A 15,630-nucleotide genomic window follows, 5' to 3' on the forward strand; every position below is an offset into this window, starting at 1 on the left:
GCGGACGCTGAGAGCTGCGAGCATCGGAATTGCGCGCTATGAATGGCCGTTGACCTCAATGATGTGTTCTGAAAGCGAGGTGTGTGATGGTCTCTGACTTGAGCACCGTGCATGCGAACGAGGATGACGTCAACGCGGTCAAGGCGGCCGGCACCGACCATCCGCTGCCGATACCCACCGACGATCCGTTCTTCGACGCTCCCGATGGCCTGGACGATCTGGGCCCCGGCGAGATCATCCGGTCCCGGCAGGTGGAGCTCAAGGACTATTGGGCGTCGCACCATCTCAGCCAGGCCTGGCAGCTGCTGTACCGTTCGACCGATCTCAACGGGGTCGCCGGTGTGGCCGCCACCACCGTGGTGATGCCGCGTCGGCCGGCCCCGCCGGGGCAGTTCCAGTTGCTGTCGTTCCAGTGCGCCATCGACGCCGTCTCGTCCAGCTGCTTCCCCTCGTACGCGTTGCGCAAGGGCACCGGCGCGGTGCGGGCGATCGCCCCGTTCGAGTTCCTGGTGGTTCGTCGCGCGCTGGCGAAGGGCTGGGCGGTGTCGATTCCCGATCACGAGGGCATGCTCGGTGCGTGGGGCGCACCGCGTGAACCCGGCTACCGCACGCTCGACGGGGTGCGGGCCGCGCTGGCCTTCACCGACCACGGCCTCGCGCCCGACACCCCCGTCGGAATGTGGGGGTATTCCGGTGGCGGCATGGCCACCTCGTGGGCGGCGGAGATGGCGCCGACCTATGCGCCCGAACTCAATCTGATCGGCGCCGTCCTCGGCTCGCCGGTCGGCGACATGGCGCTCGCGCTCGAAAACCTCAACGGCGGCTTCCACTCCGGGCTGCCGGTGATGGCGATCGCCGGGCTGCGGCGCGTCTACCCGGAGCTGGAACGGGCCATCGACGCCCACGCCACCGAGCTGGGGTGGCGCGATCTGGATGCGATCGCCGAACTCGGCACCGTGGATGCGTTGCGCCAGTACGGACATCACGACATCAACGACTACCTCGACATCCCGCTCACCGAGTTGCTCGCCCAGCCCGACATCGCCGCGATGATCGACGACCTGCAACTCGGTATGCACAAACCCGAGATCCCGCTGCTCGTGGTGCAGGCCGTGCACGACGAGGTGATCAGTGTCGACGCCGTCGACCGGCAGGTGGAGCGCTACCGCGACCAGGGTGTGCCGGTGACCTATGTGCGCGATCAGCTCAGCGAGCACTACTCGTTGCTGCCGCTCTCGGGACCGCTTGCGGTGTCGTGGCTGTCGCACCGGCTCGACGGGCGGCCGGCGAAGGATCGCACCATCATCTCCGTTGCGGGACAGACACGTCCGCGGTTGCCGCGCCAGTGGGTGCCGGGGCTGTTGCGTACGGAGTCCGACGACGCCGCCGTCGAGTGACGGCGGGTCACGGCCCGAATCTGCGCTGCTCGAGTCGTTCGAGGCTGCGGCGGTCGGCGAGTTCGTCCCGGGCCTCCGGGTGTGTCCAGTAGTAGATGAGCAGCGCGTGCAGGGTCGCCGGACCCACGCACGACGCCATCGCGTCGATGGTCGTGCGCCCGGTAAGTGATCGCACTTCGATCAACCTAGAACCCCTGGACCTGGTGGGTCGCAATTCGAGGAGCGCCTCCCACGGCGTGCTGAATTCGCGTCGCGTTCCGGGTCTCAGGATGACGGTGGTCGGCGTCAGAATCAGGGCGGTCCCTGTACGTGGCGTGATGGAGGCGGCAGCGCCCCAGAGGCATGCTGCCCCGAACCCCAGCGCTATCACGGTGAATTCTGTTTCGGATCCCGGTTCGGCACTGATTCCGAGCGTGTCGGTGTGTATTCCATAAGCCATTGCCAGACAGCCGATTCCCGCTGCGAGCACTATCGGAAACTGCAGTCGGGAACGTCGGCGGATGTCGAGTGTCAGGCCGGAGATTTGAGCACGCGCAGCTGCGCGGCTGATGGGTCTGCGATCGGCGCTCATGAGGGCAAACAAGTTCGCGCCGCACAGGGTGATAGCGAAACCCCAAGCAAACAAGAAGGTTTCGTGTGCTCGGGTGCCGTCGGGCGCGTCTGCCACTGCGACGCCGAGAGTCCAGATGCCGACCGACGTGCCGCACACACCGGCGAACGCGGCGATTATCTGTGCGCGCCGCCATGCGCTTGGGACCGGCAATCGGCTCTCGGCCGCTACTTCGGACATACCAGTTGTCCGAGTTCGTCGCCGAGCTTGCCGAACACCCATGTGCCCGCGACTGCCCCGGCGCCGACGCCGACGACAGCGCCGGGTCCGGTGGGGCTTGCGAGCCCCGCGCCGACCGTTCCGCCCACGTACCCGCCGACGCCGCCCATGACTCCGCTCATCAGTGCCCGGCACGCCTCGTAACCGTTGGGTGCCTCGATCATGTCGGACGCGGTCACCGCGACCACCAACGCCGGACCGCCGAACTTCATGCCAGAGTGGATAGCCTCTGTCGCCGCCGGACCGGTGGCGAGGAGTCCACGCTCGGCTGCGGTGCCCATCGAATCGAAGGTCCCGCCGAGCAGCGTTTCGTCGGGATGGGTGAAAAATGGTGCGTCCACGGGCAATTCCTCCTTGCGGGTGCCGTCCGGATTGAGTGACCAACCCTTCTTGGCGCCGTCGGCGGCTACGACCTTGTACGCGCCGCCGGCGGGTGTCTGGACGCGGGTGGCGACGGTGCCCGACCGGTCGCCGCGGGTCTCGTTGACCTGGATCACCAGATTGCCCTGCGGATCGTATTGCGTTTCCGTGTGTGAGGTGAGGGTGTCGTCGGCGGCGAATCCGGACTCGACGACGCCGTCGTTGCCGAGGGCCGACGATGTGCGGTCGGTGCGTACCGTTCTGCTGCCGTCCTGCATCAAGACCGTCTGGGTGGAGCCGTTCGGCATGGCGTCGGTGTCGACGCGGGCGACGGTGGTGGCGGCGTCGACGTCGCGGGTCTGTGCCTGCTTCATGATGCCCGCGGTGAGGGCGGGGTTGGGGACCTCGTCCGGCGGCGGCGCCGAGCCGGACAGCAGCGAACGAAAGGGGTTGGGCGAGGCGGGAAGCGAGACGGCGTGCGACTGCGCGGCTGTGCGAATGCTTTTCGCCGTCGAATCGTCGGCCGTGTCGACGGCGAGTAGCTTCACGTTCGTCGTGGCCTGCGCCGAATCGCGCTTGTTGCGAAGTTGGGGAAGGGCGGCGGTGGCGTACTCCTTGGGCCGGATCAGGACGACCCACTCGTTGTTGACCCACAGATCGCCGGCCTCGACGGCGGTGACGTGATCGAGTAGTGCCTGACGCGCCCAGCCGATGTCGTGCGCGCCGATGGTCAACGCCGACGAGACCGCCTCGGCGGCATCGGCAATCGCACACGCCGCGCGCTTGGCCTGCTCGAATGAGTGCGCCGCCGCGTTTTGCGCGGGGCCGGTCCAGCCGCGGTATTCGGGCAGTGCCGCGCATTGGGCGGCGCTCTGAGCGGTAGCGGTCTCGATGGACGCCCCGGCGGCCTTGACCGTGTCTGCGGCGACGGTGAGCTGATCCGGATGCCAGCCCTGTATGCGAGAACGTGTGGGCAGCATGGGTGTTCAGGCCTCTCACACCGACGACAACCTGGCGGCGACCTCGGTGTCTTGTGCAACATAGTTGTTGGCACTGCCGCGCACGGCCGCACCCATCGCCTCGAGGTGGCGGGCAAACGTGTCCACCAGATCGACGTAACCCTGACCGACGAGTGCCGCGGTGTACTCCGTCGTCGACCCTGCGATGCATTGCCCGGCCGTCTTCACCGCGTCCGGGAGGTGCGCGTCGGACACCGCGCGTGACGTCTCGCTCACCTGCGCGCCGAACGCACGCAACCCATCGGGATCGACATCCATGAGGCCCCCACCTGTCCCTTTTGCCCGGTCTTGGGAATGAACCTAGCACGCCCGACGGGGTGAGCTGCTGCGTTCATCCACAGGCCCTGACCGGGCGATGCCGGATCGCCGTGGTCAGAACTCGGCGTCGGTCCAGCGGAAGTCGCCGCGCTGCAACGGCTCGATCCGTCTCGGGGCGAACCAGGTCGGTGTGGTGCTCGGCTGCGTGGCGTAGAGGCCGTGATATGCGGCGACGACCCGATCGAATTGGCTTGGCCAGCGGATGGTTTCGGCCAGCGAGTCGAGGACGTCACGTCCGCGGTCGAGCGCCCGGGTGACGTGCGCCGGTGCGGGGAGGAGATCGGACTTGCTGGTGTTGCAGGAGCGGCACGCCAAGACCAGATTGGTAAGCCCGTCGATCCCGACCCGCGACCAGGGGAGCACGTGATCGACGTGGCGGCCGGTGCGCAGCGTCGCGTTGCAGTAGAAGCAGTCGTTGCCGAAGTGGTCGGCGAGTACTTCGGCCGGGCGCGCGAGGGACACCCGCTCGGTGCCGAAAAGGTGTGCGGCGATATCGGGTTCGTCGCCGAGCACCTCCCGGTTCATCCGGCGGACGTCGTCGACCCACGCGAGTTGGAAGGCCGGCTTCACCAGCGGCGCGAGCCGGGCGAGGGTGTGGCAGACGCCGGGGAACAGTTCGATCCGGTTGCCGTGGGCGGCGATGACGCGCGCCGAGTCGGTGCCGAGCCAGGAGTCGTCGTAGAGGAAGCAGTCGTACGATCCGGTGCCGACCCGCTGCAGCAGTTTCAGTGGGTAGCGCACCAAATTCTTCTTGATGGTGGCATGCGCGGTCCGGTATGCCTCTGGCACAGCCAGTTTGGCGCTCTCGATGGGCGCTTGCCGAAGGCGGGCGGTCGTCGACGCATCGCGGAGCGCGGTCAGCTGGTCGAAGACGACGCCGCGTCCGTCGTTGGACTGGCGCAGGACGACGTGCTGCTTCTCGTCGAGCGGCCGCAACTGTGTCCAGTAGAGCGCCATCACCCGTTCGGTCAGCTCGTCGAGATCGATTCCCACCGCGGCGCCCGGATCGTCGGGCACCGACTCGACCGCAAGATCCAGCAACGCCACCATCACCGCGAGTTTGTAGGTCGCGGTGCGGTGGCCGCCCTCCAGCACCGCGACCAGCTGCTGGCCGAGGGTGAGCGCGTCGGTGGGCATGGGTGGAGTGTAGTGCGAGAACTCGATGAGCCGACCCGGACCGCCGCCGACGTGGGTCGGAAAGGTGAGCACTCAGCAGGGATTCGGTTCGCCGATCTTGACCGCCGACAGGAGGGCCTGGCCCTCGGTGACCGGGCTTCCCGCCGGCGGGGTCTGCGCGACAACGATCCAGTTCCGGTCGAGGATCTGGGACCGGCCCGCGCCGGTCGCATCTTCGCTGCGGGAGTAGAACACACCGGCGCGCTGGATGGCATTCTGCGCTGCCTGAAGATTCATGCACATGACGTTGGGCATGATCGCAGGTTCGGCCGCGGTGCTCGTCGTGGCGGGCAGTGCCGCCGGCTCGGTCGACGTCGGTGTGTCCGTGGTCGGTGCGTTCGGTAGTCGTGGTGACCGTGTCCGGAGCGACGGCGAGGGCGGTCGTCGATGGGGTGCTCGACGCGGTGTCTGTCGGCGTGCTACTGCAGGCGACCGCCGCCGTGCGACTGCAACTATCGCCACTCCGATTGCCGCGCAGCGGCTTACCCGGCCGATCGTCACTGTTCCTCCAAGGTCTCCTGCCCCGTTGAGGCCTGTTCGTCGTGGGTGTCGTGTTGTGGTGGCTCGGTGCGCTTCTGGGATGACGGGATGTCCAAGTCGGGCTGGAGGTTTGCGAGGTATTTCTCGGGATCGTCGACGTATTGCTGGTTCTCTTCCTCGCAGCGCGCGAGCAGTTGCGCCCGCTCGGCGGCGAGGCGCTCGTGTCGTGCGTTGTTGCGCTTCATCAGTTGCACCGCAACGAACACGAGCGCGGCCGCAACGATCAGCCCGACGATGATGTACCAGAACTTGATGACGAACCACACGACGGCGCCGATCGCGATCACTGCGAAGACGACGAGGTTGTTGGAGTCTTTGCTTTTGGCGGCCATCATCTTTCCTCGAGAGAGCGGGTCTCGATCCGGATCATCGCGGTCGTTATTCCGGGCACGACGCCACGGTGTAGCGGCCGGTGGCAGATACCAGCCCGGACGATTCGCCGTTGACGCGTGTCGAGCACGCGGCGAACTTGCCGTTCGTCTGGATCGAGGCAGCGACCGGTTGATAGGTCGAACGGCTGGTGAAGGTGACGGTGCCGTAGTACCAGCCTTCGGTGCTGTCGTACTTTGACAGCTTGGCGTTCTCGATGGTCTGCAACTCGCCGTCGGCGTCGAAGTAGACGACGCTGACGTTGACCGAGGTGTCCGAGTAGAAGGCGTAGCTGATGGTGTCACCGGTCGTGGGATCGTCGGTGGACGCGGATGCGATGCCCGCGCCGGCGAAGACGAGGAACAGCGCGACCAGTGCGGGGATGATGCGTTTCATCGGGGGACTTCCAATACTTCCGATACGAGGGGCCCGGGAGTTCGACGCTGACGTCGGCCACCGGACTTTCTGAACGATGCAGAGTCTGGCAGAGGGCACCGACAAGATCGGTGTGGTCGACAGTCGATTAGTGTGGGCGGACGACAGAAGCAGCACGGTTTCCGGTGCCGCTGTAGTCCGTTCAGATGACAGCGGAAAGGCTTGCGCGCGTAGATGGCTCGCTCACCCGACGACGGCTCGCAGGCAGTCCGGCCGATGAACTGGCTACCGGGTATGCGTGCAGCCAGATCAGGACTGCGTGGGTGCGCTCCTGACGGCCGCGCCCAGGGCATCAAAACTCACCGAGGAAACACCTAGCGTGCCGGGCAGTCTTGAGAGCGCGATGCTCTTCTGTTGTCCCAGAATGCGATCGATCGTTGCCGTTGCGACCGCGTAGAACTCCCATTGGTCGAGCCGAAGCGGATCGGCCGTCGCGCGGTCGACCGCGGTGTGCACACAGAACACGTACACGTCTGCTGCACGCACGGCGACTGTTCCGTAGGAGTTGGTGTCGGCGTGCCATCCGATTGTCTCTGCGATTCCGAAGCGCCTGGACGCGGGAGAAGTGGTTCCCCAGCTCTGGAGGTAGGCCGTCGACTTCACCTCGACCGTGATTCCATCTCCCGTCTGTAGATCGAAGGGATCCCACTCGCGACGGATACGTCCGTCGACGCAACCGAGGGCCATCCCGACGATGTACTCGGCGAGTTGTCCGCGCAGCGTGTTGGACACCAGATCGGATGCAGCCCAGGACCAGAAGTCGCCAAGGGTGTGTCGGCTGACTGCGTTGTTGTTGGTGAACGACTCGCTGCCCGCGCGGCGCCCAATCTGATGAGGAACGTCCACATTCTCGGCGTGGTCCTCGGCGTCGTTGTTCATGTGCTCAACGCAGTTGTTCGAGAACCGTTCGGCCGACAGTGAATCAATGGGCGACCATCCGAAGATATCGAGATCGACCGCTGCCCGAGTCGGGACAGTTGGGGCTGTTGTATGCCGCGCGCCCAGTCCGTAGAGCCGAAAGACAAGTCGTGGGCGGGCAGGTGGCGCAAGGTGCTTCAGTCTGTCACCCCGATATGCAAGAGTCTCTCCTGGACAGTCACGAAGGGGAGACATGACGAGCACGGTCGGAATCGGTGAGAAGTCCTTGGTGGAAACGGTGTGGGAGCGGCTCGACGCCGATCGCGACCTCGGCGACGACGCCAAGTACCTGGTACTGGCGGCGCTCGAGGGTGACGAGGCGTTGGCCGATCACCTCGGCGGCGCTGGTTCCGAGCACGTACGTCCCGAGCCTGAGGTAAAGGAGGATGACCCGGCCGGCGCATTTCTCCGAGAGATCTCGGTTTCGGGATTTCGAGGGATCGGCCCGCAGACGTCGCTGCAGATCACGCCATATCCGGGCATCACCGTCGTCAGCGGCCGCAACGGCTCCGGCAAGTCCAGCTTCGCCGAGGCCCTTGAATACGCCCTCACCGGCGAAAGCTACCGCTGGAAAAAGAAGGCCGCGTTGTGGACCGACACCTGGCGCAACCTGCATAACGGCAACCCGTGCCAGGTGCGCGTGGACTTTGCCGTCGAGGACGGTCCGGCTACGTCGATCGGTGCCGACTGGGCTCCGGACGCCGACCTCGCAGACGCCAGGCGATGGTCGCAACGAAAAGGTGAGAAACGACAGAGTGGTGTTGCCGCGCTCGGGTGGTCCACCGCCATCGAGATTCACCGGCCGATCCTGAGCTACGACGAGATTGGTGGCCTCCTCGAACAGGAACCCTCCAAGCTCTACGACGCGCTCGACAAACTACTCGGCCTCGCCGAGATCCAAGATGCCGAGACTCGACTCAACAACGAACACTCCGCACGCAAGCAGCCACGCCAGGACGCCGGCAATGCGCTGAAATCGCTCAAACAGACCGTTGCCGACGGCGACGACGAGCGCGTCCTGGCGCTTGGCCAGCTGCTGCGTCCGCGCACGCCCGATATCGAGGCAGTCTCAGCGCTCGTGTCAGGCGCCCAAAGCAATCAGCAGTCGTCGGTGGCGCAGCTGGAGGCTATCGGACACATCGAGCTGCCAGACCTCGATGAGGCGAACTCTGTTGCAAGGGATCTGCGCGACGCGTTGGCAAATGTCCGCGCACTTGCCGACGACGCGATGCGCACCGCGGAGGCTCGCACCGCACTTCTGCGCGGTGCCCTTGAACTCCGCACCGCCGACGGCAGAGACAGCGTGACGTGCCCGGTGTGCGGCGTGGGATCGCTCGACGCCGAGTGGGAGAGCCACACAAGAGAAGCCATCGAACGTGACGACTCGCAGATCGCGACGTATCGCGAAGCGCGAAAACAAGTGAGCGTCTGTGAGTCGCGCGCACGAGGGATTCTCGCTGCATTGCGTACAGTGCGGCCCATCGACGGCGCAGAGCTCGCAAACTTGGCCGCCTATAGCGACGCGGTCGAGAAGGCGACAACGATCCCTCCACAGTCCGAAGAACTGACCGCACATCTCGAAGATGCGATCCCCCCGGTGATCGAGAAATTGTCGGCGCTGCAGACTGAAGCCGCCGAGTTGGCCTCGCAGCGCGCTGACCTGTGGGCTCCGATAGTCGAGTCGACGATGGCGTGGCTCACGCTGGAACGCATCGCTCGCGAATCCGACGGTATCGTCGCGCAACTCGACGAGGCGAAGAAGTGGGTGAAGACCAACGCCCAAATGCTCCGTGACGAACGACTCCTGCCGATTTCGGACAGTGCCCGCGAGATCTGGGCGCAGTTGCGTCAAGAGAGCGATGTCGACATCACCGAGATCGCATTGGAGGGCAGTCGAACTCGGCGCAAGGCAGTTCTGAAGGGCAGCGTCAATGGCCAGCCGACGAGTGCGCTCTCAGTGATGAGCCAAGGTGAGCTGCATGCGCTGGCTCTGGCACTGTTCCTGCCGCGCGCAGCTGCGGCAGCGAGCCCGTTCAGGTTCATTGTCCTCGACGACCCCATCCAGGCCATGGATCCGGCCAAGATCGACGGATTCTTGAATGTGCTCGTCGAATTGGCGAAGTCCCGACAGATCGTCGTGTTCTCGCACGACGACCGACTGGCCACGGCGATCCGTCAGCGCTCCATCGACGCACACCTCATCGAAGTCACCCGCGAGGACGGTTCAACACTCGTCGTGAAGAACGCCGAAGCACCGGCGCGCCGTTACGCCGAAGACGCCTTTGCACTCATAGTCGATGAGAACGTACCGAGTGAGGTGAAGCGACGTGCCGCTCCTGGGCTGTTCCGGTTCGCGATCGAGGCGGCGGCGAAGCAAACGTATTTCACTCGCCGCAATGCCGCCGGCGCAGCACAATCCGAGACCGAGGCGCTGTGGGCGAAAGCACAGGGCGTATCGGCGAGTGTCGCGTTGGCGTTGGACTTGAAGAACCTGTCCGGATGGAAAGCGCACCGGTCGCATCGTGGTCCGGCAATGAAGATCGCCACCGCCGGAACCCATTCGGGAGCGGTAACGGAGATCACCAGAGACAACGTAACCGACCTGCGTAAGACCGTCGACGACATTTTGGCACAGCAATGACTCCCGCAGAACTCTTGGGCTACGCCCAGCAACTTCTGCGTGGGCTGGGTGACACCACGGCGGGAAACTCCGCGAGATTGGCGGCAGTGGTCGCCCGGCAGTCCCTGGAGGCATGCGTCGATGACCGCTGTGCCGCGGTCGCCGACTCCTGCCACAAGGCGTCGATGCGGTCGCGGTTGGCGATCCTCAAAGCGCTCGACGATCGCGAGACCGCCGACCGGATGACGTACCTGTGGGGCCAACTCAGCGCGTGTTGCCATCAGCATGCCTACGAGTTGTCGCCGACGGTCGGGGAAGTGCGCGCGTTGTGTGAAGGCGTGTCAGACGTACTGGCGGGCGACGCCGCGACGAGTTCGTAACGGCTTGTTCTTCTCGTGAGTTTGCGGATCATCGACACAGTGTCAGGACACGCGAGCGTGATAGCCCAGTGTCTTCGATCGGATTGCTGGACGTTCGCCAACCGAACAAAGGCTGATCGGATATCAAAGTTGCGACGATGGCGTAGTCGAATGGACTTGGGCATGAGATAGTTGCGGTTACGTCAACTTTGAGGTGTAGAGAGGTGTCCATCGGTGAGGTCGAGCTTGAACTACTACAAGGCGCGACACAGCATGCTCGACCAAACCTCGCAGTCGGTGTTCACTGCGCTCGGTCGAGGAGAAGTCGCGCTAACCAAGGGGCTGGCCGCGGTGTTCGCGGAGTCGCCGAAAGCCGCTCTGGACTTGGTTGCCCAGACGGAGCTCATCAACTCAGCCTCGGCGCAGGGGGTGTCCGAAGCAGACTTGCGGGTGTGCACCGATTTGACGGTCGACTCGGAAGAACGGCAATCTCCTGGCGTGGGATGCCGCCGCGATGTTGTTCTGCGATTCCTGCATAACTCGAGCCGTGTATTGACGGTTATCATCGAGGCTAAACACACGGATGTGCAGGCAGGTACTGGTGTGCTTGATCAGGTCGGTAAATACCTCGATGCCAGGGGGGCGCTTGATCGCGCAGGCGACAAGAAGATTGGCTTGACGCTTACCAAAGCCGATGTGATTCCTCTCCGTGCGGACACTGCGTCGATAACCTGGACTCGTCTGACTGAAATACTCGCTGACAGCGGCTCCAAGATGGCAGAGCGGTTTGCGAATCACGTAAGGGAGAGCATGGGTCTTCAACATTTCGAGGTCGAAGTCTATAGCGTACCTGTTGGTCGGACTTCCGACGCGGTAGAAAAGACCTACATCCACGCATTCCCGCAGTCGTACAGCGCGCCCGTGTGCCTGTACCTCGCACCTCGATTAGCGGGTGGTGGCGAGATCCCCAGGTTATATCGTGTAGAGAGGGTATTCGACTTATCCACACGACTGCTTACGGAGCAAATATCTCGCATCGAAGAGATCGAGGCTGACGTGGACGGAGATGTCGGTACGCGACTACGCAATTACTTTGCTGATCGAGTAAAGATCACCGGCGAGATCGAGGAGGAGTTACGGGTCTTTGTGTTGGGGACGAAACCAATTCAGCTCAAGCATCGACCACGTCCGAAACGCAACAATTCATTCAAGACTGGCCGCTGGTCCCTGGCGGATCTGCTTGACCCGTCTGTCGAGGTACTGCCTTCGATCTGAAAAACTATTGTATCAAGGTAGCGACTGAAGAGGTGCGCACGTGAAGTTCAAATGGGTTACTCCGACTCAGGCGGCTCGTCGAGTGCCGGAGCCGCTTGCTTGGGCGGGATGGCGTGCTCACGTGGATCCTGGAGGTAACCAAATGCTCGAGTTAGTTAGCCGGGCTGCGGTCACGCTGAGTAGTCCGTTTCTCGGATACTAACCGGAGTAGACCGATTTTTGCGAGGCTATGCGGAAGGTCTGTAGTCGCAATCAGCTCACCCTAGAACGATGTTGTTCAATGTATTCATGTCGGAAGTGATCTTCCTGTCCCAGGAAACCCCTAAAATCACCCAGCTTGAAGATTCGCTCACCATTTACTGTCCTGATGTCGATATTGAAATCAAGAGCTAAGCTAGATAGCCATTTTCCTAACTGTTCACTTGTTGCTGGCGGAATCTCGTTGAGTAGCGAATTCTCGGAAACTCCTTCGGGATGCCGACGTAGCAGATCGTAGAGAGGATCTGCCTGCGTTTGAGTAGTGCTAGTGGAGGACAACTCGATGTGGTCGAAGGCGCTTACTATGGATTTTCCAATGGCTTGAGCGACTGGTGGTGGGAATGCGTTTCCTATTTGCCTATATTGGGCAGTCTTCCGGCCCGAGAACTCCCATTCTCCGCGATTCCATCCCTGGAGGCGGCTGACCATTTCGATCGTCAACCTGGGCGGTGTTTTGAGGGGATGGGGCGCCGACCGTGCAGGGGGCTCGTTGGCAATGCCTTTGCCGTCGACGCCCAGCTGAAGCCACGCCGCCTTCGCGCGCGTGGGGCCGAGGTCTGCGCCACCGTGCTTTTTGCTGCCACCAACGATGGTCGGGGCGACGTCATTGGCAATCTTGGACCACGCATCAGCGTGGCGCCATCCATTTGCAGCCATCTGGTCGAATAATGCCATCCCGACGGACGGTGCGAACTCAGCCGGTGACGGCCACGAAAAGTAAGGCGCGTCCTCCTTTCGCAGCGCGATCAACACGAAGCGCGGCCGTAGCTGGGGAACGCCATAGTCCGATGCGCTGAGCAGTCTCCAGAACGGCTCGTAGCCCAGAACCGCGAGACGGTCGAGGATCCGTTGCCGATAAGGCGCGAACCGCGGTGTAGAGAGCCCACGCACGTTCTCCAACATGAGGGCGCGGGGACGTATGGTGGCTACCTGCTCCACAGCCCACGCGAATAGGTCGCGCTCGTCGGATGCGCCGAGCTGCTTCCCTGCGATCGAGAAGGGTGGGCATGGAACACCGCCAGCGAGCAGGTCTACGCCCTCGAAGTCGGCCGGCTTCCAGACTTGGGTGTCGGCGACATCGCCAGTTCGGACATCCCAGTTGGGGCGGTTCATCAGCAGCGTGCTGCACGCATGTTCGTCGAGTTCTATGGCCAGTTGATGCTCGAAGCCGGCGCGCTCGAGTCCCAATGCTTGTCCGCCTGCACCAGCGCACAGCTCGACGACCTCGTACGTAGACTGCTTCAGTCGTTGTTTGGTCCCCACGGGCATATCCTCCTACATCCGGCATGGTGAAGGGGAGGCGACACCCACCCTTGCGTGTAGCTTCTACCGGACGGCTACGACATCGAGCGTCTGTCCGGGTAGCTTGCTGATATGGACCGCCAGCGACAGTGCGCACGTGGCGACGTATGACAACACCGGCACGTTCCAGGAACATGGCTGCCATCAGGCGGACCGATACAAAGCCCGAGGTAGAGCTGCGGAGCGCCCTGCATCGACAAGGGTTGCGGTTCCGTAAGGACTATCCGATACGGGTCGGCGGCCGCCTCATCAGGCCAGACGTCGTCTTTACCCGCCGCGAAGTGGCCGTATTCCTCGATGGCTGCTTCTGGCATTCCTGTCCCGTGCACGGTCGCATACCAAGGACCAACGCTTCCTACTGGACTCCGAAGTTGGCTAGGAACGTAGCCAGAGATGCGGCGCAGACCGAGCAACTCAAGCAGGCAGGGTGGACCGTACTGCGTTTTTGGGCGCACGAGGACGTCAGCAGGATCGTCACGGCGATCACGCAGATGCTAACCGACCAAGCGACGATTTCCTAAGCGTTAGTTCGTCGCTGAAGTCGAACCGATTCTCGAGTACGCTGGCGCATTCGGTCGGCGAGGTGTCATGGCGGCTCATTGGGCCTGTGCTGCGAGCGGCAGCACGCACAACGGTCGACCGGCTTGTGTGGCCCTTCGCCGAAGGGACCGTGGCGACACAAGAGCGTGGGGAGTCCTCCGGCCGGGTGCGGTACGCTGCCAGATCCTTCCGAGCATTGAGTTCCGCCAGAGTGCGTCGACTGCGGCCTCGCCGTTCGATCAGCAGACTCCGACAAGCCAGGACAAGAGTTCTTGGAATAGTCTGCGAACTACTGGCGCGTCGCGCCACCACCCAGCGCCGACCCGATCCGCCCGACTACATCATCGCGGTCAGCAGGAGCGAGTTTGCGAATCCTGTCGTAGAGTTCGTCAATCTTGTCACGGCCCCGATACCCCTGGGCGACCCATGCGCTCAGCCGCCGAAGGTCCGCAGTCTTGAGCGTACGCACCAAACTCCAGATCTCGTCCGGGGTGTCCGGATTGTCCCCCTCCGCCCTTCGGGGCTCGTTGCATCGCTGGCACTCAACACGCAGATTTCCTGGCCGAGCACTGCCGCCACGTGCGTATGGAAGGAGGTGACCAATCGTCATCTTCGCCGTCGTGTGAGGTTCACCGGGATACGGCTCTCCGTCGCCGGCCCCACACATCTGGCATCGGCTGCCGTCACGTTTCAGCACCTCGGCGCGTACCTTGTCGGTGATGACGCCGTCGTCCTTGGGGCGAGGGCCCAAGCCCGGATGCCATCCGATCTTGTCGATCCGATACTGCTCCTGGCCGAGCGTCCTGTCATCCTGCCAACCGGTCAGCTGCCAGCCATCCCGAACGCTCCTCAACTGCCGAATTCGCCGCTGAAAATGCTCCGCTGAGTTCTTCACACCCTTTCGGGTGATCGCGTTGCGCAACTCCGTGGTTGTGAACACATCACCGACCTCGTAGTTGTTCGCAAGGAACGCAGCGATCCGAGGCTCATCGCCAAATGGTCTCTTCTGACCCGGTAAAGTCTCGATTTCCCACCACAGAGTGCCGCCCGGTTCGTACGCATCCTGTCCCCAGTTCTTGGTCATCATAAGCTCGATGCTCGCACATCGCCCTGCGCCGTGCGGCACCTGCCTGACCAGGCCATAACGAAGAAACTCTCGGGCTCGGCCCGGACGACCTGGCTGCCCTTGCCGCATTTCAACCGCGTCACGCCCGGAATCGGATCGGCCGACGACCACATCATCCGACTTCACGCAGCGTCTGACATAGACCGCAGATATCGGCGATCCGTCACGCTGTCACGCCGCCCGCAAGCCCTGCTACGTGTAAATCCGCCACCTATTGTCGGCGACGCGTGAATACTGACCCCCAGGCGACGGGTGAAAGTTGACCCCCCTTGACACTCGGAGGGTGATTTCAGTGGAAGATTGGGCCGAGATTCGGCGGTTGCATAGGTCTGAAGGGTTGTCGATCAAGGCGATCGTGCGGCGGACTGGTGTGGCGCGCAACACGGTGCGCGCGGCGTTGGCGTCGGATGATCCGCCGAAGTATCGGCGGGCGGCGAAGGGGTCGTTGGTTGATGGGGTTGAGCCGTTGGTGCGTGAGCAGTTGCGGTTGGATCCGCGGATGCCGGCGACGGTGATCGCTGAGCGGATCGGGTGGACGAACTCGATGACGATCCTCAAGGATCGGGTTCGGCTGATTCGTCCGGAGTATGTCGGGATCGATCCGGCGGATCGGATCGTGCACCGTCCGGGTGAGTCGGCGCAGATGGATTTGTGGTTCCCGGCCACCCGCATCCCGACGGGGTTCGGGTCGACGGCAGTGTTGCCGGTGTTGGTGATGACGTTGACGTTTTCGAGGTTCTTGTCGGCGATGATGATCCCGTCGCGGCAGGCCGGTGACATCCTGGCCGG

16 protein-coding genes are annotated in these 15,630 nt (G+C 63.4%); 6 read left to right on the forward strand and 10 right to left on the reverse strand.

Annotation, left to right across the window (positions count from 1 at the left end; translation table 11 throughout):
* The first annotated feature begins 86 nt into the window (after positions 1-86).
* Complete coding sequence (locus ACLQ3C_RS19900; RefSeq protein ID WP_425706828.1) at positions 87-1,397, forward strand: lipase family protein; 1,311 nt, start codon at positions 87-89, stop codon at positions 1,395-1,397.
* Positions 1,398-1,404: 7 nt separating this feature from the next.
* On the opposite strand, the gene ACLQ3C_RS19905 is transcribed toward ACLQ3C_RS19900, so the two are convergent.
* The 8 genes from ACLQ3C_RS19905 to ACLQ3C_RS19940 all read right to left on the reverse strand — a co-directional run bounded on the left by ACLQ3C_RS19905 (position 1,405) and on the right by ACLQ3C_RS19940 (position 7,322).
* Complete coding sequence (locus ACLQ3C_RS19905) at positions 1,405-1,572, reverse strand: hypothetical protein (RefSeq protein ID WP_425706829.1); 168 nt, start codon at positions 1,570-1,572, stop codon at positions 1,405-1,407.
* 602 nt (positions 1,573-2,174) lie between these two features.
* A complete protein-coding gene (locus ACLQ3C_RS19910) occupies positions 2,175-3,566 on the reverse strand; it encodes a hypothetical protein (protein WP_425706830.1) in 1,392 nt (463 codons plus the stop codon).
* A 15-nt stretch (positions 3,567-3,581) separates the two neighbouring features.
* Positions 3,582-3,863, reverse strand: a complete 282-nt coding sequence (locus tag ACLQ3C_RS19915; protein WP_425706831.1) for a hypothetical protein — start codon at positions 3,861-3,863, stop codon at positions 3,582-3,584.
* Positions 3,864-3,977: 114 nt separating this feature from the next.
* A complete protein-coding gene (locus tag ACLQ3C_RS19920; RefSeq protein WP_425706832.1) occupies positions 3,978-5,060 on the reverse strand; it encodes an HNH endonuclease in 1,083 nt (360 codons plus the stop codon).
* Positions 5,061-5,132: 72 nt separating this feature from the next.
* On the reverse strand, positions 5,133-5,336 hold the full coding sequence (locus ACLQ3C_RS19925) for a PASTA domain-containing protein (protein WP_425706833.1): 204 nt from the start codon (positions 5,334-5,336) through the stop codon (positions 5,133-5,135).
* Positions 5,337-5,596: 260 nt separating this feature from the next.
* Positions 5,597-5,971, reverse strand: coding sequence for a hypothetical protein (locus ACLQ3C_RS19930; RefSeq protein ID WP_425706834.1), 375 nt, complete (start codon positions 5,969-5,971; stop codon positions 5,597-5,599).
* A 46-nt stretch (positions 5,972-6,017) separates the two neighbouring features.
* Positions 6,018-6,404, reverse strand: a complete 387-nt coding sequence (locus tag ACLQ3C_RS19935; RefSeq protein WP_425706835.1) for a hypothetical protein — start codon at positions 6,402-6,404, stop codon at positions 6,018-6,020.
* Between the two features lie 288 nt (positions 6,405-6,692).
* Positions 6,693-7,322, reverse strand: coding sequence for a hypothetical protein (locus ACLQ3C_RS19940; protein ID WP_425706836.1), 630 nt, complete (start codon positions 7,320-7,322; stop codon positions 6,693-6,695).
* Between the two features lie 361 nt (positions 7,323-7,683).
* Here ACLQ3C_RS19940 and ACLQ3C_RS19945 point away from each other — a divergent pair, with 361 nt between their 5' ends.
* The 3 genes from ACLQ3C_RS19945 (at position 7,684) to ACLQ3C_RS19955 (ending at position 11,615) form a co-directional block, all read left to right on the forward strand.
* On the forward strand, positions 7,684-10,002 hold the full coding sequence (locus tag ACLQ3C_RS19945) for an AAA family ATPase (protein WP_425706837.1): 2,319 nt from the start codon (positions 7,684-7,686) through the stop codon (positions 10,000-10,002).
* A complete protein-coding gene (locus tag ACLQ3C_RS19950) occupies positions 9,999-10,361 on the forward strand; it encodes a hypothetical protein (RefSeq protein ID WP_425706838.1) in 363 nt (120 codons plus the stop codon). The genes ACLQ3C_RS19945 and ACLQ3C_RS19950 overlap by 4 nt, the downstream gene beginning before the upstream one ends.
* 225 nt (positions 10,362-10,586) lie before the next feature.
* A complete protein-coding gene (locus ACLQ3C_RS19955) occupies positions 10,587-11,615 on the forward strand; it encodes a hypothetical protein (RefSeq protein WP_425706839.1) in 1,029 nt (342 codons plus the stop codon).
* Between the two features lie 252 nt (positions 11,616-11,867).
* Here ACLQ3C_RS19955 and ACLQ3C_RS19960 read toward each other — a convergent pair whose 3' ends face one another.
* Positions 11,868-13,142 (reverse strand): DNA cytosine methyltransferase, encoded by a 1,275-nt coding sequence (locus ACLQ3C_RS19960; RefSeq protein WP_425706840.1) that lies wholly within the window; start codon positions 13,140-13,142, stop codon positions 11,868-11,870.
* Positions 13,143-13,282: 140 nt separating this feature from the next.
* On the opposite strand from ACLQ3C_RS19960, the gene ACLQ3C_RS19965 reads away from it, so the two are divergent.
* Positions 13,283-13,696 carry a very short patch repair endonuclease gene (locus ACLQ3C_RS19965; protein WP_425706841.1) on the forward strand — a complete coding sequence of 138 codons (414 nt, stop codon included), beginning with the start codon at positions 13,283-13,285 and terminating at the stop codon, positions 13,694-13,696.
* Between the two features lie 308 nt (positions 13,697-14,004).
* On the opposite strand, the gene ACLQ3C_RS19970 is transcribed toward ACLQ3C_RS19965, so the two are convergent.
* Positions 14,005-14,802, reverse strand: coding sequence for an HNH endonuclease (locus ACLQ3C_RS19970; protein ID WP_425706842.1), 798 nt, complete (start codon positions 14,800-14,802; stop codon positions 14,005-14,007).
* A gap of 322 nt (positions 14,803-15,124) precedes the next feature.
* Between ACLQ3C_RS19970 and ACLQ3C_RS19975 the strand changes: the two genes are divergently transcribed.
* A partial coding sequence (locus ACLQ3C_RS19975) for a helix-turn-helix domain-containing protein (RefSeq protein ID WP_425706843.1) occupies positions 15,125-15,630 on the forward strand: 506 nt, incomplete at its 3' end.

Origin of the sequence: Gordonia sp. DT30 (genome assembly GCF_049844915.1) — a bacterium.
In the GTDB taxonomy this organism is placed as follows: domain Bacteria; phylum Actinomycetota; class Actinomycetes; order Mycobacteriales; family Mycobacteriaceae; genus Gordonia.